General features: G+C 62.9%; 16 protein-coding genes. 8 read left to right on the forward strand and 8 right to left on the reverse strand.

Annotated features, from left to right (window positions below; genetic code table 11):
* Positions 1-164: 164 nt before the first annotated feature.
* Positions 165-965: an NRDE family protein gene (locus ACEW8N_RS16850; RefSeq protein WP_373501014.1), complete on the reverse strand. Its 801-nt coding sequence runs from the start codon at positions 963-965 to the stop codon at positions 165-167.
* A 100-nt stretch (positions 966-1,065) separates the two neighbouring features.
* On the opposite strand from ACEW8N_RS16850, the gene ACEW8N_RS16855 reads away from it, so the two are divergent.
* From ACEW8N_RS16855 to ACEW8N_RS16890, 8 genes are all read left to right on the forward strand, one after another.
* The gene (locus ACEW8N_RS16855) at positions 1,066-2,355 is read left to right on the forward strand and encodes an acetyl-CoA C-acyltransferase (protein WP_373501015.1); all 1,290 of its coding nucleotides are present in this window, start codon (positions 1,066-1,068) and stop codon (positions 2,353-2,355) included.
* 151 nt (positions 2,356-2,506) lie between these two features.
* A complete protein-coding gene (locus ACEW8N_RS16860; RefSeq protein WP_373501016.1) occupies positions 2,507-2,668 on the forward strand; it encodes a hypothetical protein in 162 nt (53 codons plus the stop codon).
* A 487-nt stretch (positions 2,669-3,155) separates the two neighbouring features.
* Positions 3,156-5,636 (forward strand): DNA gyrase subunit A, encoded by a 2,481-nt coding sequence (gyrA, locus tag ACEW8N_RS16865; protein WP_373501017.1) that lies wholly within the window; start codon positions 3,156-3,158, stop codon positions 5,634-5,636.
* A complete protein-coding gene (locus ACEW8N_RS16870; RefSeq protein WP_373501018.1) occupies positions 5,626-6,657 on the forward strand; it encodes an NAD(P)H-dependent glycerol-3-phosphate dehydrogenase in 1,032 nt (343 codons plus the stop codon). Before gyrA ends, ACEW8N_RS16870 begins: the two co-directional genes overlap by 11 nt.
* Positions 6,647-7,417 carry a DNA repair protein RadC gene (gene radC / locus ACEW8N_RS16875; protein WP_373501019.1) on the forward strand — a complete coding sequence of 257 codons (771 nt, stop codon included), beginning with the start codon at positions 6,647-6,649 and terminating at the stop codon, positions 7,415-7,417. Before ACEW8N_RS16870 ends, radC begins: the two co-directional genes overlap by 11 nt.
* A 27-nt stretch (positions 7,418-7,444) precedes the next feature.
* A complete protein-coding gene (locus tag ACEW8N_RS16880) occupies positions 7,445-7,768 on the forward strand; it encodes a hypothetical protein (RefSeq protein ID WP_373501020.1) in 324 nt (107 codons plus the stop codon).
* Positions 7,740-8,939, forward strand: coding sequence for a phosphoglycerate kinase (gene pgk / locus ACEW8N_RS16885; protein WP_373501021.1), 1,200 nt, complete (start codon positions 7,740-7,742; stop codon positions 8,937-8,939). Before ACEW8N_RS16880 ends, pgk begins: the two co-directional genes overlap by 29 nt.
* A gap of 12 nt (positions 8,940-8,951) precedes the next feature.
* The gene (locus ACEW8N_RS16890) at positions 8,952-10,013 is read left to right on the forward strand and encodes a hypothetical protein (protein WP_373501022.1); all 1,062 of its coding nucleotides are present in this window, start codon (positions 8,952-8,954) and stop codon (positions 10,011-10,013) included.
* Between the two features lie 38 nt (positions 10,014-10,051).
* Here the strand turns inward: ACEW8N_RS16890 and ACEW8N_RS16895 are convergent, their stop codons facing one another.
* From ACEW8N_RS16895 to mbhE, 7 genes are all read right to left on the reverse strand, one after another.
* A complete protein-coding gene (locus tag ACEW8N_RS16895; protein WP_373501023.1) occupies positions 10,052-10,522 on the reverse strand; it encodes an N-acetyltransferase in 471 nt (156 codons plus the stop codon).
* A gap of 47 nt (positions 10,523-10,569) precedes the next feature.
* Positions 10,570-10,944, reverse strand: a complete 375-nt coding sequence (gene mnhG, locus ACEW8N_RS16900; protein WP_373501024.1) for a monovalent cation/H(+) antiporter subunit G — start codon at positions 10,942-10,944, stop codon at positions 10,570-10,572.
* Between the two features lie 11 nt (positions 10,945-10,955).
* A complete protein-coding gene (locus ACEW8N_RS16905) occupies positions 10,956-11,231 on the reverse strand; it encodes a monovalent cation/H+ antiporter complex subunit F (RefSeq protein WP_373501025.1) in 276 nt (91 codons plus the stop codon).
* Positions 11,232-11,312: 81 nt separating this feature from the next.
* Positions 11,313-11,807, reverse strand: coding sequence for a Na+/H+ antiporter subunit E (locus tag ACEW8N_RS16910; RefSeq protein ID WP_373501026.1), 495 nt, complete (start codon positions 11,805-11,807; stop codon positions 11,313-11,315).
* Positions 11,804-13,297 carry a complex I subunit 5 family protein gene (locus ACEW8N_RS16915; protein ID WP_373501027.1) on the reverse strand — a complete coding sequence of 498 codons (1,494 nt, stop codon included), beginning with the start codon at positions 13,295-13,297 and terminating at the stop codon, positions 11,804-11,806. The genes ACEW8N_RS16910 and ACEW8N_RS16915 overlap by 4 nt, the downstream gene beginning before the upstream one ends.
* Before the next feature lie 43 nt (positions 13,298-13,340).
* Complete coding sequence (locus tag ACEW8N_RS16920; RefSeq protein ID WP_373501028.1) at positions 13,341-13,676, reverse strand: sodium:proton antiporter; 336 nt, start codon at positions 13,674-13,676, stop codon at positions 13,341-13,343.
* Positions 13,677-13,707: 31 nt separating this feature from the next.
* A complete protein-coding gene (gene mbhE / locus ACEW8N_RS16925) occupies positions 13,708-16,620 on the reverse strand; it encodes a hydrogen gas-evolving membrane-bound hydrogenase subunit E (protein WP_373501029.1) in 2,913 nt (970 codons plus the stop codon).
* Positions 16,621-16,840 lie beyond the last annotated feature (220 nt).

Raw genomic sequence — 16,840 nt, forward strand, 5'->3', positions numbered from 1 at the left:
CTGGCGGACCGGCCCCTTCGGACCGGGGCATGCGGTGGTGCGCCTGGGTCCGCCGTGCAGCCCGTGCTTCAAGCGCACCTGCCCCCGGGGGGACCATCTCTGCATGGCGGGGCTGGGCGTGGACGCCGTTATGAAAGAGGCGGCGCGGCTGGGGGTGAAGCCTCTCACCGGATCGCAAACTGGAACCGGCGCGTCCCCTCGACCCGGACCGCATCGCCCTCGGAAATGAAGGTCCGCTCGACGAAATGGACCTTCCCGTCCCGCCCCACGAGCAGCACCGACGATGAGCGGGTGCCGTAGGTCGGGCTGGTGATAAAAACCGGCGACAGAATCCGCTCCCATTCCAGACCCACGCCAGTGTCCGGCAGAAGGTCTTCGGGCGGGCGGACGCGGTCTGCCAGGATCTCAAGGACCGCTTCAGGGTCGATCCGCCGGTTCGACCCCACCCGTTCCAAGGCCTTTTTACCGCGCGCCACCTTGGGCCAGGGGGAATCCAGAAACCGGTTGCTCAGGCCGTGGATTCCCGGTTTCAGCGGGTGAATTTCAGGCTTCCGGTTCGAATAATAGCACAGCGCACCCCTCCGGTCGCCGACCAGGAGATTGAAGCCATTATACGCCGTCCCCGCCCGGGCGATTCTTTCGGCATATGCCAGCGGGAGTTCGCGGACCCCCAGAAAATCCCTCACCAGTGCACCCCGGGAAGGCGCGCCGCTTCGGTTGGCCGAAGGATCCCTGAAATTGGTCAGGGCGGCGAACCGGCCGGTGCAGGTCACCCCCATCCACGTCCCTCCCCCCCGCAGGTCCCGCCCGGCGAGTATCGTCGCCATGGCCGCCCCCCGAACAGCGGAACGCTCATGCCAGTACGACAGGGGTGCGGTGGGACGTTCATAGAATTCATCCCGATTGGCGCCCAGGATCAATCGATACTCCGGATGGGCCTCGTACAAAAAAAGAATCAGACACATGGCATCTCCATTGACCTTCCGTTTTCGCCTATGGTAGTGTAGCGTTTTTTTACTGCTAAGTCTATTTTTCAAATCCATAAGCATGCGGAGGGCAGCAGACATGAACGAAGTCGTTATCGTAAGCGGTTCGCGAACCGCGGTCGGCAGTTTTGGAGGATCCCTTAAAAGCGTACCTGTTGTGGACCTGGGAGCGCTGGTGATGAAAGACGCCCTGAAAAAGGTCAATCTCAAGCCGGCACTGAGCGATGATATGAAAGCAGGCATCCCGGGGACATTGAAGGACCAGGGGCGCATCGACCTCGAAAAGCAGGCGGCGGACTGGGATGACGGCGCCGCGCCGGTGGCTGTCGACGAGGTGATCATGGGCAACGTTCTCCAGACCGGCCAGGGCCAGAATCCGGCCCGCCAGGCCATGATCCGCGCAGGACTCGCCAAGGAGACCCCCGCCATGACCCTGAACAAGGTCTGCGGTTCGGGGCTCAAGGCCATCGCCGTGGGCGCATCGGCCATCATGTCCGGCCAGGCGGAGGTGGTGCTGGCCGGCGGACAGGAAAACATGAGCATGGTGCCCATGTCCCTGCCCAAGGCCCGATGGGGGTATCGCATGGAGCTGACCGGCGCGGGCGAGGTCACCGACCTGGTGGTGTTTGACGGCCTCTATGAAATCTTCTACGGATACCATATGGGCATGACCGCCGAAAACATCGTCCGGATGTACGGCATCAGCCGCCAGGAACAGGACGAACTGGGCGTGCTGAGCCACACCCGGGCGCGCAGGGCGATCACCCAGGGCCTCTTCAAGGAGGAGATCGTCCCCGTGGTCATGAAAGACCGCAAGGGCGACATCATTTTCGATACGGACGAGCGGCCCATGGACACCTCCCTCGAAAAAATGGCCAAGCTGAAACCCGCTTTCAAGAAGGACGGCTCCGTCACCGCGGGCAACGCATCCGGCATCAACGACGCCGCCGCCGCGGTGCTCATGATGACCCCGGAGCGGGCCAAGGCCTTGGGGCTCACCCCCATCGTCAAGATCAAGGGTTTCGCCTCGGGCGGCCTGGATCCGGCGTACATGGGCCTGGGGCCCGTGCCGGCGATCCGGAAGGTGCTGAAATCCACCGGAATGACCATGGGCGACATTCAGATGATCGAGCTGAACGAGGCCTTCGCGGCCCAGGCCATCGGGTGCATGCGGGAGCTGGACATCCCCGTCGACAGGCCCAACCAGTTGGGCAGCGGCATCTCCATCGGCCACCCCATCGGCTGCACCGGGGCCCGGCAGATGGTCACCTGCATCCATCACATGCGGCGAGAAAACCTGGAGACCGGCATGATTTCCATGTGCATTGGCGGCGGCATGGGCATGGCCATGATCGTTGAACGCGTATAGCCAACCACGGTTCTGAACAGGTGATGTCGGAAAAGAGGATAACCTTTTTCTCTTTACTTCATCACCTGTTGTTGCTAAAACCCACGGGAACAATCTGGATTCATATCCACAAGAGGCCCCAAGGCGGCGAAAACGATACGAGGAGAATGACATGAGCATCAGCAGAAAGATGGGGATTTTGGTGTTTTGCGGCGTCCCGGCCGTCATCGGCGGAGGGATTCTTTATGCCCTTTTCGGCCACAGTTTCGTGCCGGTGATCATCTATGAGGCCCTTCTCATGCTGACGGCCGGGGCTTTTCTCAGCAAAAACTGATCGGCTTCAGGATGCCGGCCCGCGCATGGCGCCGGATCTCCGGTCTTCGTCATTCGGACGGTGGTCGCCGGCTTCAACGGTCCGAACTTCACTTCCACGGATGCCTCCGGCAGGGGAGTGCGCCACCGCAGCCCAGGCAGCCCATCAAATCATCCGCCCATCGACATATCGGCGCGGGGGCGAACGCCCCTTCGCCCTTTTCTTCCGGGGGCGGCCCCCATGTCCGCCCCTGATCCGCCCTGCTTTCCGGATTAAATAATGCTTGAACCCATGTACGATTAAGCATATTATCGATTGTTTTGATGGGGATATGCATCCGGAAAGAGGCCGGATGGCACCGGCCCGGATATCAATTTGGGCCTCGATCCAGGATTGATCCGAAACAACCGAATCATGGCGGCGCGGCGCCGGCGGGACGACCCGTCCGCAAAACCGGCGGCCGCTCCGTTTCAAACGACACAGGACCTATATGGAACCCACTGGAATTATGCCCGAAATCAGCATCGAATCCGAGATGAAGCAGTCCTATCTGGACTACGCCATGAGCGTGATTATCGGTCGGGCGCTGCCGGATGTACGTGATGGCCTCAAACCGGTTCATCGGCGAATCCTGTTCGCCATGAACGACCTCAACAACGATTGGAACAAGCCCTACAAAAAATCCGCCCGCATCGTCGGCGACGTCATCGGCAAGTACCATCCCCACGGCGATACGGCGGTGTACGACACCATCGTGCGCATGACCCAGTCCTTCTCCCTCCGGTATCCCCTGGTGGACGGACAGGGCAACTTCGGCTCCATCGACGGCGACAGCGCCGCCGCCATGCGGTATACGGAAATCCGCATGGCCAGGATCGCCCATGAGATGCTGACGGACCTGGAAAAGGAGACGGTCGACTTCACGCCCAACTACGACGAATCCCTCACCGAGCCGTCCGTGCTGCCGAGCCGCCTGCCCTGCCTGCTCATCAACGGGTCTTCGGGGATCGCCGTGGGCATGGCCACCAACATCCCGCCCCACAATTTCTCCGAGATCACGAGCGCTCTGAAGGCCCTGATCGACGATCCCGACATCACCTGCGACGAGCTGATGCAGCATGTCCCCGGGCCGGATTTCCCCACGGCCGGCTTCATTTACGGGACCCAGGGCATCCGGGAAGCCTACCGCACCGGCAGGGGCATCATCCGTATGCGTGCCCGGGTCATGGTCGAGGAGGACCGGCAGAACGCCCAGCAGACCATCGTGGTCACCGAGATCCCTTATCAGGTCAACAAGGCCCGGCTCATCGAAAAGATCGCCGAGCTCATGAAGGTCAAGCAGATCGAGGGGATCCGGTACGTCCGCGACGAGTCGGACCGCGAGGGCATGCGCATCGCCATGGGCCTCAAGCGGGACCAGGTCCCGGAAGTCATCATCAACCAGCTCTACAAACACACCCAGATGGAGTCGAGCTTCGGCATCATCTTCCTCGCGGTCGCGGGCAACCGGCCCCACCTCTTCACCCTCAAGGAGCTTCTCGAACAGTTCATCCTCCATCGCAAGGAGGTCATCGTCCGTCGGACCCGATACGACCTCAGGAAAGCGGAGGAGCGTGCCCATATCCTGGAAGGCCTCAAGATCGCCCTCGAGAACCTGGACGACGTGGTGGCCATGATCCGCGCATCGGCCACCGCAAAGGAGGCCAAGGAGCGCCTCATGAGCGCCCTGGATCTCAGCGCCCTTCAGGCCCAGGCCATCCTCGACATGCGCCTCCAGCGGCTCACCGGCCTCGAACAGGAGAAGATCCTCGAGGAGTACGCCAACATCCTCAAGGACATCGCCTGGTTCAAAGAGATCCTGGGCAGCGAACGCATCGTGCTGGGCATCATCAAGACGGAACTCGACGAAATGCAGCAGGCTTTCGGGGACACTCGCCGGACGGAGATCATCGAGGCCGTCCGCGAACTGACCATGGAAGACATGATCGCCGAAGAAGACATGGTGGTGACCATCTCCAAGGCGGGCTACATCAAGCGGAACCCCATCACCCTCTACCAGAGCCAGCGGCGGGGCGGCAAGGGCAAGACCGCCATGGGAACGCGGGAGGAGGACTTCGTCGAGCACCTCTTCGTGGCCTCCACCCACCACAGCTTTCTCTTCTTCACCAACCAGGGAAAGGTCTACTGGTGCAAGGTCTACGAGATCCCCCAGGCCGGGAGGGCCAGCAAAGGCCGGGCCATCGTCAACCTTCTCAACTTCGTCGAAGGCGAAAAACTGACCACCGTCCTCGCCGTTCCCGAATTCGCCCCGGGCTCCTATATCATGATGGCCACCCGCGAAGGGGTCATCAAGAAGACCGACATCATGGCCTTCAGCCGGCCCCGGGCGGGCGGCATCATCGCCCTCGACCTGAACCCGGGAGATGAGCTGATCAGCACCCGGATCACCGACGGTACCAACAACGTCTTTCTGGGGTCCGCGTCCGGAAAGTCCATCCGTTTCCATGAATCGGACATCCGGCCCACGGGGCGGACGGCCCGGGGCGTCCGGGGCATGACCCTGGCGCCCAGCGACCCCCTCGTCGGCATGGAGGTCCTGAGCCACGGCCAGACCCTGTTCACCGCCACGGAAAACGGGTACGGAAAACGGACCCTGATCGACGAGTATCCCGTTCAGCGGCGCGGCGGAAAAGGGGTCATCACTATCAAGACCAACAAACGGAACGGCCAGGTGGTCGCGATCCTCCTTGTGGGAGACGATGACGAACTCATGCTCATGACCGACACCGGCAAGCTGATTCGCATGCCCGTCGCCGGCATCTCCGTCATCAGCCGGAACACCCAGGGGGTGAAACTGATGGACCTGGAGATCGACGAGCGGGTCATCGGTGCCGCTCGGCTCGCTGAAAAGGAAGATACCGAGGAGATCGAAGAGACCCCATCCGATGATCTGGAAGACGCGGGGGATACGGACGGAGATGATGATTAAAGACGTTCAAAATGCCAAGATCGGCGTCGTCGGCGGGGGCTCCTGGGGAACGGCCCTGGCCAATCTTCTGGGAAACAAAGGCTATGCCGTCGATTTCTGGGTCTTCGAGCCGGAGGTCAGGGAGTCCATTGCCGTCCAGCATGAAAACAAGGTCTTCCTGCCCGGCATCCCCCTTTCGGAAAACCTGCTCCCCTCCAACGACCTCGGGGCCGTCGTATCCGGCAAGGACCTGGTTTTGATCGTGGTCCCCTCCCATGTCATGCGGGAAATTTCCCTGAGGATCGCCGGGGTCATCTCCAGCGAATGCGTCGTGGTGTCGGCGTCCAAGGGGATTGAAAATCAGACCCACCTGACCATGTCGGGCATCCTGAAGGAGACGCTCCCCCATGTCCCGGAGGCACAGCTCGCCGCTCTGTCCGGGCCCAGCTTCGCCCGGGAGGTGGCCCTGGGCGTCCCCACGGTCGTGACGGTGGCTGCGAAGGACAGGACCGTCGCCAGGTTTGTCCAGCAGGTGTTCGCGACCCCGGGCTTCCGGGTCTATACCAATAAAGACCTCATCGGCGTCGAGCTGGGCGGGTCCGTCAAGAACGTGATCGCCATCGCGGCGGGGATCATCGACGGGCTGGGCCTGGGCCTCAACACCCGCGCGGCCCTCATCACCCGGGGGCTCACGGAGATGCGCCGGCTGGGCGTTAAAATGGGGGCCAATCCCAGAACCTTCACCGGCACGGCGGGCATCGGCGACCTGGTGCTGACCTGCACCGGAGACCTGAGCCGGAACCACACCGTCGGCAAGAAAATCGGACAGGGCATGACCCTGACGCAGATCCTGGCCGAGATGCGCATGGTGGCCGAGGGCGTCAAGACCGCCAAGTCCGTCTACAACCTGTCGCGGAAGCTGGGGGTGGAGATGCCCATCTGCCAGGAGATCTATCATATTCTCTACGAGGACGTCCCGCCCAAGGAGGCCCTCCATCGCCTGATGACCCGGGACCTCAGGGAAGAACTGGATGAATCCTGACCGACCCATCCCCGCGAAAGCCGACGCAGGCGGGAATGCGGCCACCCCCGGGGCCCATAAGGGCGAAGGCCACAGAAAGCGCCTTCGGGAGCGCTTTCTCGCTTCGGGGCTGTCGGGGTTCCAGGACTACGAGGTCATCGAACTCCTCCTGACCCTGGCCACCCCCCGGAGAGACTGCAAGGATGCCGCCAAGGCCGCACTCAAGCGGTTCAAGACCCTCCAGGGGGTCCTGGAGGCGTCGCCCGCCGAGCTTCGAACGGTTGAAGGCATCGGTCCCGCAAACATCCTGGGGCTCCATTTGATCCGGGCGGTGGCCGACCGGTTCCTCCAGGAGAAGGTGCTCCGGAAAGACCCGGTCCACAGCGCCCGGGAGGTGTTCGATTACCTTTACTACAACATGAAAGACAAGGACCGCGAGCGGTTCAAGGTGATTTTCCTCGACGCCCGAAACAAGATCCTGGCCACGGAGACCCTCTTCGAGGGCACCCTCACCGCGGGGGCCGTCTATCCCCGGGAGGTGGTCCGGCAGGCCTTGGAGCACCGGGCTGCGGCGCTGATCTTCGCCCACAACCACCCCTCCGGCGACCCGAGCCCGTCCCCCGAGGACGTGGCCATCACCCGGCAGCTCCTGTTCGCCTGCAAGGTCGTGGGCATAGCGGTCCACGAGCACCTCGTCATCGGCGACAACCGCTACTTCAGCTTCGCCGACCAGGGCTACATTGCGGACATGAACCGGGAATTCGAACGATATGGCACCTGACCCCCCACCCCCCGAGGGCCGACGATCATGACGAAACCGCTTGAAGACAAGGTGCCGCGCCCCCCGTGCTACGGCGACCTGAACACCGTATTCCCCATGGGGACGGAGGGGCTGCGGGAGTCGCCGGAGACGTGTCTGGCATGTTCCCATAAGACCGACTGCCTCCGCCGGGCCCTGCAGGGGAACGAGGGAATGACGATCCGCGAGGAAAAGGTGGACCGGGCCTACGCTTCGGGCACCATGGGCTTCTTCGAGCGCTGGTCCAGAAAAAAGGCGATTCATCGCCGGATCCAACATAGCCCCCCAAAGAAAGGAGAGGATCGTGAAAACCATTCAGACGATCGCACTTAAAGGCAAGCGGGTATGGGTCAGGGTGGATTTCAATGTCCCCCTGGACAAGGCGCGCAACATTACCGACGACGCCAGGATCCGGGGTGCCCTGCCGACCCTGCAGTACGCCCTCGACCAGGGCGCCAAGCTCATCGTCGCCTCCCATCTGGGTCGGCCCAAGGGACGGCCGGCGCCTGAATTCAGCCTCTCCCCCGCGGCCCAGCGGCTGGAATCCTGTCTCAACCGCAAGGTGCTCATGGCCGGGGATTGCATCGGCCCCCGGGCGGCCTCCCTCGTCGACGGCATGGCCGACGGCGACGTGGTCCTTCTGGAAAACCTCCGCTATCACGCCGGGGAGGAAAAGAACGAGCCCGCCTTCGCCCGCGCCCTCGCCGAACTCTGCGATGTCTATGTCAACGACGCATTCGCCGTCTGCCATCGCGCCCATGCCTCGGTGGCGGCCATTACCCGCTTCGCGCCGGTCTCCGCCGCCGGGCTCCTCCTCCAGAAGGAGCTCGACTATTTCAAGAAGGCCATGAACGATCCGAGACGCCCGCTGGTGGCCATTGTCGGCGGAGCGAAGGTGTCGAGCAAGCTGGCCGCCCTGAAGCGGATGCTGGAAAAGGTGGACCGGATCATCATCGGCGGTGCCATGGCCAACACATTTCTGAAACAGACGGGGATCGACGTGGGGAAATCCCTGGTGGAAGACGAGATGATAGACGAGGCGGGCGCCGTGATGGAAGCCTGCGCCCGAAAGGGAATCGGGCTCCACCTCCCGGTGGACGTGGCGGCGGGCGACCGCTTCGATCCCGAGGCCGAGATGCGCATCGTGCCCGTCACGGAGATCCCCCCCGGCTGGATGGCCCTGGACATCGGGCCGGAGACCTCCCGCCGATATGCCGAAGCCCTGGCGGACGCCGGCACCGTGGTCTGGAACGGGCCTATGGGCGCCTTCGAGATGACGCGCTTCGGGCGGGGCACCACGGCCCTCGCCGAATGCGTGGCCGGCCTGGACGCCCTGACCATCGTGGGCGGCGGCGATACGGATGCGGCCGTCCACCAGGCGGGGGTCACCGACCGGATCGGCTACATCTCCACCGGCGGCGGAGCGTTTCTTGCCCTGCTGGAGGGAAAATCCCTGCCGGCGGTCCAGGCCCTGGAGGCTGCGGACGGCGGCGCGGCGATTTAGGAGGAGCGGGTTGTGGCATTCTGGAGGGTCAGGGAGGAGCTGAGCCAGGAAAACCGGCTGCGCCGATCCTATTATGAACTCCTGCGGGACGGGATGGATCAGTACATGATCGACTACGGGCTGATCGACTCCTATGGGAATTTTCGCGACCACGACGAACCCTACCCCTTCGTGGAAAAGCGGGAACTCAAGCCCCGCGCCATCCTTCCCGACGTGGAATACAAGTGCCAGAACGCCTTTCTCGTCATTTTCGTGGAGGACGCCGTCCCCGACGTTTTCAAGAAATACATCCGCTTTTACGATGACAACAAAACCGTGAAGGGGAATCTCCTCCGGTCGAAAACCCTCCCCCTGAGCGGTGAATTCGACCGTTACCACAAATACCTGGAGTCGGCCCGCTTCAGTGATTTCTTAAAGATCCTCCTGCCGGTCGACTACGCCCTCCTGATCCAGCGGGACCCCGCCAGCCGCGCAAAAAACCGGTATCACCTCTCCCATTTCCACGTCCGCATCGACTGGCCCATCGCCGATGCGGCGGAAAACCTCGCGCAGCATCTCCGTTACATCTCCAAGGATCTCTACGAGAAAGGGGACAAATACGCCGAGGACATCCAGAAGAAATTTTTCGAATACTACGGCCTGCCGGTGATGGTGGGCGGCAGGCGGACCGCCGCGTGCGTGGCCGCCCAGTATCTCCGGCAGATCCCCTGCATCAGCACCATCTATACAGGCAGCAGCGAATCCCGCGCGCTGATGCGGTTTTCGGAGCGGGGAGTATCCAAAACGGTGCTGATGAAGATTTCGGAGGATGAACTCCGCCAGGCGGCCGAAAACCGCAGCATCCCCCTCCGTTCCTTGAAGAAGGACTACGTGATCGCAAGGGAAGGCGCGGCCAGCATCTGCATCTTCCAGGCATCCTACGCTTTTAACCATCCCGCCCGGCCGCCGGAGGACGGCAGGCTGCGCGAGATCAAGCCCGATCTCAACTGGCTCAGCGTCGACACCCAGCAGATCCTTCCCCGGCCGGGCATCCGGAACGCCCCGCCGCTTCCGCTCTACATCATCTACTCCTAACGCCGGCCGGAAACGCCTCCCTCCACCCGGGGCGGCCGTCATTCAGCGGCGAGATCCAGGATCATGGCGTTTTCGTTGCAGTTGGGAAATTGAACGCAAGTAATGCAGTCGCTCCAGATCTTGAGGGGAAGTTCGGAGCGGTCGATGGAAACAAACCCGAGCCGCTTGAAAAACCCCGGTCGGTAGGTCAGGGTGAAGACCTTTTGGATGCGGTACTCCCTGGCTTCGGCAAGGGCCGTCTCGGCCAGGCGCGTCCCGATGTTCCGCCCCGTAACATCCGGCCGGACGGCCAGGGAGCGGATTTCCGCCAGATCCTCCCAGCAGAACTGCAGGGCGCAGCACCCGACGATGCCGGCGTCGCCGGCATCCGCCTGACACACCCAGAAATCCCGGAGATGATCGTAAAGCTGGCTCAGGGGACGGGACAAAAGTTCTCCCTTCCGGCCGTATTCCTGAAGCAGCCGGTGAATGTGCGGGACATCGTTGATAACGGCTTTTCTGATGATCATTTCCGGTTCCAGTTTGCGTGGGGTGGCCATTCATAAAAGCCATACCGCTAGCGGCGTGGATCGGACGCGCCGTCTTCCGTCTGTGACGGATCCCGGCCGGCAGCGTCGCGGTCCCTTCCCACGGCCCCTTTCATGGGAAGATGGATATGGCAGGCGGCCGAGGCGATGGCATGGGCGGTCACCGTGCCGGTGACCAGGAGAAAAAAAATCAGGAAAAGCCCCTTTCCCCATCCCAGGGGGGTGTGGATCACCGCCGCGATCAGCAGGAACACTACCCCGAACACCCCGACCTTTCCGGTCGCGTGGAGCCGGGTATAGACATCCGGCATGCGGATGAACCCCAGCACCCCGACCATGGAGAATAACGTCCCGACGACGACCGCGGCGGCAGCGAGATATTGAAACAGGTCGCCTTTCATCATTCCGTGCTCCTTTAAAACATCTTGTCATCGGCCAGATACTTGGCCAGGGCGACGCTGCCCACGAAACTCAGCACCGCAACCGCCAGTGCCACGTCGATATAGACGCTCTGCCGGTAGATGAGGGAAACAAGGACCAGCACCGCGAGGGTAAGCGTGGTCAGCAGATCGAAACCGATCAGCCGGTCGACGACGTTCTCCCCGCCCCACAGGTGCCGGAGGGCGACGCCCATCAGCATCACATGAACCGACAGGGAGATGTACAACAGGATGTCAAAAACAGATGCCATACCGCTTCCTTTTCATGCGGGCGCCGTTTCCGTGGATTCCGGCCCCGTCGGAATTGCCCGTTTTATCCTTCCACCCGCCGATCATGGCGGGGACAGGAAGATTCGATGCAGCAGCCGCTCCCGGACTTTCTGAGCCCTGGAGACGGTCTCGAGGGCGCCGGTCACATCCAGGCAGTGGGTGTACATGACGCCGCGGGCATCGATCCCCACCACCAATTGCCCGGGGGTGAGGGTGACGGCATGGGCGCTGAGGGCCCGGCCCAGGTCGGACCGGCAATCCGTTGGCACCGCGACGATTCCCGGCCGGATGGGCATATCGGGTGAGAGGACGATCCGCGCCACCTGGATGCCGCTCTTTATCAGGTCGAAACCCAGGATGACGACATATTGAAAAATGGCCGGCAGCGCCCTCAGGAACCCCCGGCATTGGCGCTCTCCCGACGCCCCGGGAAGGAGTGCCAAAACCCCCAGGGCAATGGCCGTCCCCAGGATGATGTTGTTCCATTCCAGGTTCGCGGACAACACCAGATACGTGACCACCAGGGGAATCAGGTTTCGCATGTGACAAGTCATCATGATCCTCCCAGGACCGCCTGGACGTAGGCCAGGGGGGTTGTCATCCACCGGGCGGCGTCATGGGCCGGGTGTACCAATGGGTCTGCCCACAGACCCAGCAGAAGGACCAGCCCGATGAGCATGGCCGGGGCCAGGAGGCTGTCCCCGAACGGTTTGACGACGGCCCCTTCGGCCGCAGGCTCCCAGAAAACCTGTTGAAACGCCCGCATGGTATAGATCAATGTGAGTGCCCCCCCGGCCCCGATGATCACCAGCACCCAGAACTGCGCGGCCCCGGCCCCGCTCCGGAAAAGGAGCATCTTGCTGATAAAGCCGCTGGTGGGGGGAATGCCGGCCAGCCCCAGGCTGCCCAGGAAAAAGAGCACCCCGGCCCCGGGAAGCGATCGGCCCACGCCGGCGACCATGCTGAAGGCGGTGGATTTCACCGGTGCGCGGCTGGCAACAAAGCCTGCGATCATCAGCATGGCCGCCTTGACCATGCTGTGATTGAAGGCAAAAACAACGGCGGCGGCGAGGGCCGGAGGTGTCCCCCAGCCGATCCCCACCAGGATGAATCCCACCTGGGCTAGGGTCGAATAGGCGAGCATCCGCTTCATGTTATGGGTGCCGGCGGCCGACAGACCGCCGAACAGGATGCCCGCCACACCTACGGCCAGCAGGATGCTCCGGATCACCGGCGCCTGGGCGGCGAACAGGAGCGTGGTCATCCGGAAAAAGCCGTAGACGCCGAATTTCACGACCACCGAAGAGAGCATGGCGCTCACCGCGGTGGGGGCCGCCGTGTGAAAATCCGGCTGCCAGAAGTGAAAGGGAAACACGGCGCTCTTGATCATGAAGACGGCCGTGAGGAACCCGACGGCGGGCAACAGCAGCGGCTTGGCGGGCTCGGCAGCGATCCTCAGGGCCAGGTCCGCCATGTTCAGGGTGCCGTAAGAAGCGTAGAGGCACCCCACCGCAAGGAGCATGAAAAACGACGCCATCAGGCTCATGTAGTAATATTTGTAGGCGGCCTCGGCCCCGAACGGATCGTCGGACGCCGCGGTGAGCATCGTCCCCGAGATCACCAGAAGCTCTGCGAACACGTACATGGTGAAGAGATCTCCGGTCAGCATCGCCCCGGCCAGGCCCGCCGCGAGGGAGAGAAAAAGCGGGTGAAACGCGGGATACCGGACCACGGCGTCCCGGCTCCCCAGGGCGTAAATCACCCCGGCAGCCATGACGATGAAGGTCATCACCACAAACAGGGCCGAGAGCCCGTCGCCGACCAGGGTGATGCCGAAGGGCGCCCGCCATCCGCCGCATTGGTAAACCACCGGCGCCCCTCTGTCCCATACCTCGGCGGCCAGGGCCAGGCTTGCGGCCAGGGCCGCCGTCATGGACCCCAGGCTCCAAAACCGCTGGAGACGGGGACGGCTGCTCAGAAGCAGCGCGATGATCCCGCCGGTCAAGGGGATCACGATGGGCAGCAGGACAAGATGAGATGGATTCATGGCTGCCCCCAGGCAGTATCCGCCGCGGCGGCCCGGCCCGGGTTCACTGTTTCAGACCGCTCACCGCATCGGAGTCGCTCGTCCGATAGCGCCCGGAGATGACGATCATGACGGCAAACATGAAGGCCGTCGCCCCCATGCTGATAACGATAGCCGTCAGAATCAGGGCCTGGGGCAGCGCGTCGCTTTCGGTTCCGGCCAGACGGTTCACATAGGCCGGGAAAAACCCGTCATAGGCCCCGGTGGAAAGTAGAAACAGGTTGACCGCATTGGTGAGAAGAATCAGCCCGATGGCCGAGCGGATCAGATTGCGCCGCAGCACCTGAAAAATGCCGATGCCGAACAACGCGCCGATGGATAACGCCGTCAGGAATTTCATGTGACGCATCCTCCCTGCTGCGGGAAGCAGGTTATTCATTATCGGCATCCGCCCGCTCCGGGTGCCATTCGCCGGGAATCCCCAGGGTGTTTACCATGTGGGCGACGCTGCCCACCACGCTCAGGCAGATCGCAAACTCGAAGAGAAGCGAGGTCCCCAGGTGGACCCCTTTGGGAAGCGCCGCCCCCAGGAGATGGCTGAAATCGACGCTGGCCAGAAAACTGCCCTTCACCACGGCCCCGGCGGCGCCGGACAATATGATGAGCAGGATGCCCGAGCCGATGAAAGAGGACGGCCGGAGCCATCGGAGCCTCCGCCGGGTTTCATGGTATCCGAATACGACATACCAGAAACCGATGGCAAGGCTGATGATGACCCCCGCCGTGAAGCCGTCGCCGGGCTGGTCGTGGCCGTAGAGGATATGCAGGGCGCCGATGATCATGGCGATGGGCAGGATCAGATGGGCCAGGGTCCGGATAAACGGCGACACCTGCCGGCCCTGAACGCCCAGGCCCAGCGGCATGTCCTCACGCACGGCGCCGGCCGCGTGCGGAAAGGTGTCCCCGTGTTTCTGAGCTGCGTGCCGGAGGAGCATGAAGATGCCCAGGCCGGCCATGCTGAACACGGTGATCTCGATCAGGGTGTCGAGTGCCCTGAAATCGACGATAATGGCGCCGACGATGCTCTTGGATCCTGCCAGAATTTCGGCGTTGGCCGCAAAATACGGTGTCAGGACGCTGTCATGGGGTCGCGCGGACAGGGCCTCGAAGGTGATGACCATGACGACCAGCCCGCCGGCCGCGGCCACGAGGGTGTCCCGCACCAGGCCGTAGGGGGTCTGCTTGAACGTGACCTCATGGGCCTCCCGGCGCTGGCCTGTGGGGATCCGGGACAACGCCAGGACGAGGATCACCAGAGTCAGGATGTCGACCACGATCTGCACCAGGGCAACATCGGGCGCCGGCTCCAGCACCAGCAGGAGCGCCATTCCCAGGCCGGAAACCCCCGCCGCCAGGATGGCCCAGAAATCCCGCCGGAGGAAAACACTCGCGAGGGCCGTTCCCACCGTGAGCCCCAGGGCGAAAATCCTCAGATACATCAGCTCCCCCGGAAAATCGAGATGCGGCCAGGTGTTGAGCATTTCGGTGACGGGCGGCAGTCGAATCCCTGTCAATCCCAGGACGAGAAACGACGTCCCCCCGATAATCACCGACAGGTAAACCCTGAGCCGTCCGACCTGGAATCGGGTCGCAAGACCGGCGGCGGCATCGATGCACCGAAACACCATGTCGTACAGGATATCCAGGGAAAACCTGCCGCCGGCCCGGGCCTGAAACGCCCGGATCTGCCGGCGGTAGAAAAAAAGAATCGTCCCCATGCTGACGGCCGCCACCGAGAGCATCATGGGGACGGTCAGACCGCTCCACATGTGAAGGGACACCTTGACGTCGGCGCCGTGGGCCGCGCTGGCCGCCAGGGCCAGCAGGCGGGCCTCGGCCTCGGAATCCGGGGAAAGGGCGTCGGAAAAGGACATCAGCGTCGGGATGGCGGGTGCAAGCAACATCAGCATCGGCGCTTCGTGCCCATGGATCGCCGGATCCCCGGGCCGTCCCAGGAAAACCTCCCATACCAGCATCCCCGACTGGGCCAGTATCAGCGCACCGGCGACGACCGTCGAGGCCGGAAGCACCCAGGCCAGGTTCTCCGGGACGGATGAATGCACGGTGGTGGCCAGGAGGGTCTCCTTGGCCAGAAAACCGAACAGGGGCGGCAGTCCGGCCATGGAGAGGGAGGCAACGAGGGCGATGGCGAAGGTGGCGGGCATCTGCCGCCAGAGGCCTCCCAGGCGTCGGATATCGCGGGTTCCGGTTTCGTGGTCCAGAATACCCACCACCAGGAAGAGAGCGCTCTTGTACATGGCATGGGCCGCCACGCCCACCACCATGGCCTTGTAGGCCATGGCGATGCCCTGGCCGATCATCATGGTGAAAATCCCCAACTGGCAGATGGTTGCATAGGCGAGGATGGCCTTGAGATCATTCTGCTTGAGGCCCTGGTAGGCCCCGGTGACCATGGTCGTCATGCCGACGCCGGTCAGGAGCCAGAACCAGAGCTCCGTCTGGCCCAGCGCCGGGTTCATCCGCGCCATGAGATAGATGCCGGCCTTGACCATGGTGGCCGAGTGGAGATAGGCGCTTGCCGGCGTCGGGGCGGTCATGGCCCGGGGGAGCCAGATATGAAAGGGAAACTGGGCGCTCTTGGTGAACGCCCCCACGAGGGCCAGCCCGAGAATGAGCGGATAGGTCGAACTCCCCCTCAGGATATCCCCGCTCTTCAGAATGACCTCCCACTCGGTACCGCCCGAAAGATCGGCCGCCAGGAGGAGTCCGATCAGGAGCGAGACGCCCCCCGCGCCCGTGATGACAAGGGCCTTGAACCCGCCCCGGCGGGCCTCGGGATTGGAATGGGCATAGGCGACCAGGAGAAAGGAGACGATGCTGGTCGCCTCCCAGAAGACGAACAGCGTCACCACATCCCCGGCCATGACCAGGCCGAGCATGGCTGCCATGAAGACCAGAAGATACAGGAAAAAACGCCAGGCGCCCGGGTCCCCCTTGAAATACTGCCCCGCGTAGACAACCACCAGCGCGCCGATAAAGGTGATGATGACGGCAAAGAGGGTGCTCAGGCCGTCGACATAGAAGCCCGCGGTCATCCCCAGGGAGGGAAGCCATGAAAATCGCCACGTCAGCACGCGGCCGTCCAGGATATCGGGGATCCTCAAGAGGATGGTATAGAGGGCGGCCATGGGGGCCAATGCCAGAACGCCGCTCATCTGCGGGACCGACAGCCTTCGTTGGACGGCGTCGATGCTGAAAAGCGCTGCCAGAGCGGCCCCCGAAAGGACGATCCCCATCGGAACGGCCAGAGCGATCTCGTTCATGTCATCCCCCTCGCGGTATTGCCCCCGTGATCAGACCGGAAGGGCGACGTCACGGGAACAGCGGTCGATGTCTCCGTTCTTACCGAAATTCCCGGATAAAATCAAGCCGACGGGAGCGAATCGGCCTCCGGAATACCCAAAAAAGATCAAGCGGGACCGAAAAGCGCGGGGCGGGCGAAGGAGGAGGGACGCCGGAGCATGGGTCGGATTCGCACGACCC

Origin of the sequence: Desulfococcus sp. (assembly GCF_041737845.1) — a bacterium.
GTDB lineage: Bacteria > Desulfobacterota > Desulfobacteria > Desulfobacterales > Desulfococcaceae > Desulfococcus.

What these genes read in the sequence shown, in the direction of transcription:
- ACEW8N_RS16850 (WP_373501014.1), bottom strand. Translation starts at nt 965, where the DNA reads ATGTGTCTGATTCTTTTTTTGTACGAGGCCCATCCGGAGTATCGATTG.
- ACEW8N_RS16855 (WP_373501015.1), top strand. Translation starts at nt 1,066, where the DNA reads ATGAACGAAGTCGTTATCGTAAGCGGTTCGCGAACCGCGGTCGGCAGT.
- ACEW8N_RS16860 (WP_373501016.1), top strand. Translation starts at nt 2,507, where the DNA reads ATGAGCATCAGCAGAAAGATGGGGATTTTGGTGTTTTGCGGCGTCCCG.
- gyrA (WP_373501017.1), top strand. Translation starts at nt 3,156, where the DNA reads ATGCCCGAAATCAGCATCGAATCCGAGATGAAGCAGTCCTATCTGGAC.
- ACEW8N_RS16870 (WP_373501018.1), top strand. Translation starts at nt 5,626, where the DNA reads ATGATGATTAAAGACGTTCAAAATGCCAAGATCGGCGTCGTCGGCGGG.
- radC (WP_373501019.1), top strand. Translation starts at nt 6,647, where the DNA reads ATGAATCCTGACCGACCCATCCCCGCGAAAGCCGACGCAGGCGGGAAT.
- ACEW8N_RS16880 (WP_373501020.1), top strand. Translation starts at nt 7,445, where the DNA reads ATGACGAAACCGCTTGAAGACAAGGTGCCGCGCCCCCCGTGCTACGGC.
- ACEW8N_RS16895 (WP_373501023.1), bottom strand. Translation starts at nt 10,522, where the DNA reads ATGATCATCAGAAAAGCCGTTATCAACGATGTCCCGCACATTCACCGG.
- mnhG (WP_373501024.1), bottom strand. Translation starts at nt 10,944, where the DNA reads ATGATGAAAGGCGACCTGTTTCAATATCTCGCTGCCGCCGCGGTCGTC.
- ACEW8N_RS16905 (WP_373501025.1), bottom strand. Translation starts at nt 11,231, where the DNA reads ATGGCATCTGTTTTTGACATCCTGTTGTACATCTCCCTGTCGGTTCAT.
- ACEW8N_RS16910 (WP_373501026.1), bottom strand. Translation starts at nt 11,807, where the DNA reads ATGATGACTTGTCACATGCGAAACCTGATTCCCCTGGTGGTCACGTAT.
- ACEW8N_RS16915 (WP_373501027.1), bottom strand. Translation starts at nt 13,297, where the DNA reads ATGAATCCATCTCATCTTGTCCTGCTGCCCATCGTGATCCCCTTGACC.
- ACEW8N_RS16920 (WP_373501028.1), bottom strand. Translation starts at nt 13,676, where the DNA reads ATGAAATTCCTGACGGCGTTATCCATCGGCGCGTTGTTCGGCATCGGC.
- mbhE (WP_373501029.1), bottom strand. Translation starts at nt 16,620, where the DNA reads ATGAACGAGATCGCTCTGGCCGTTCCGATGGGGATCGTCCTTTCGGGG.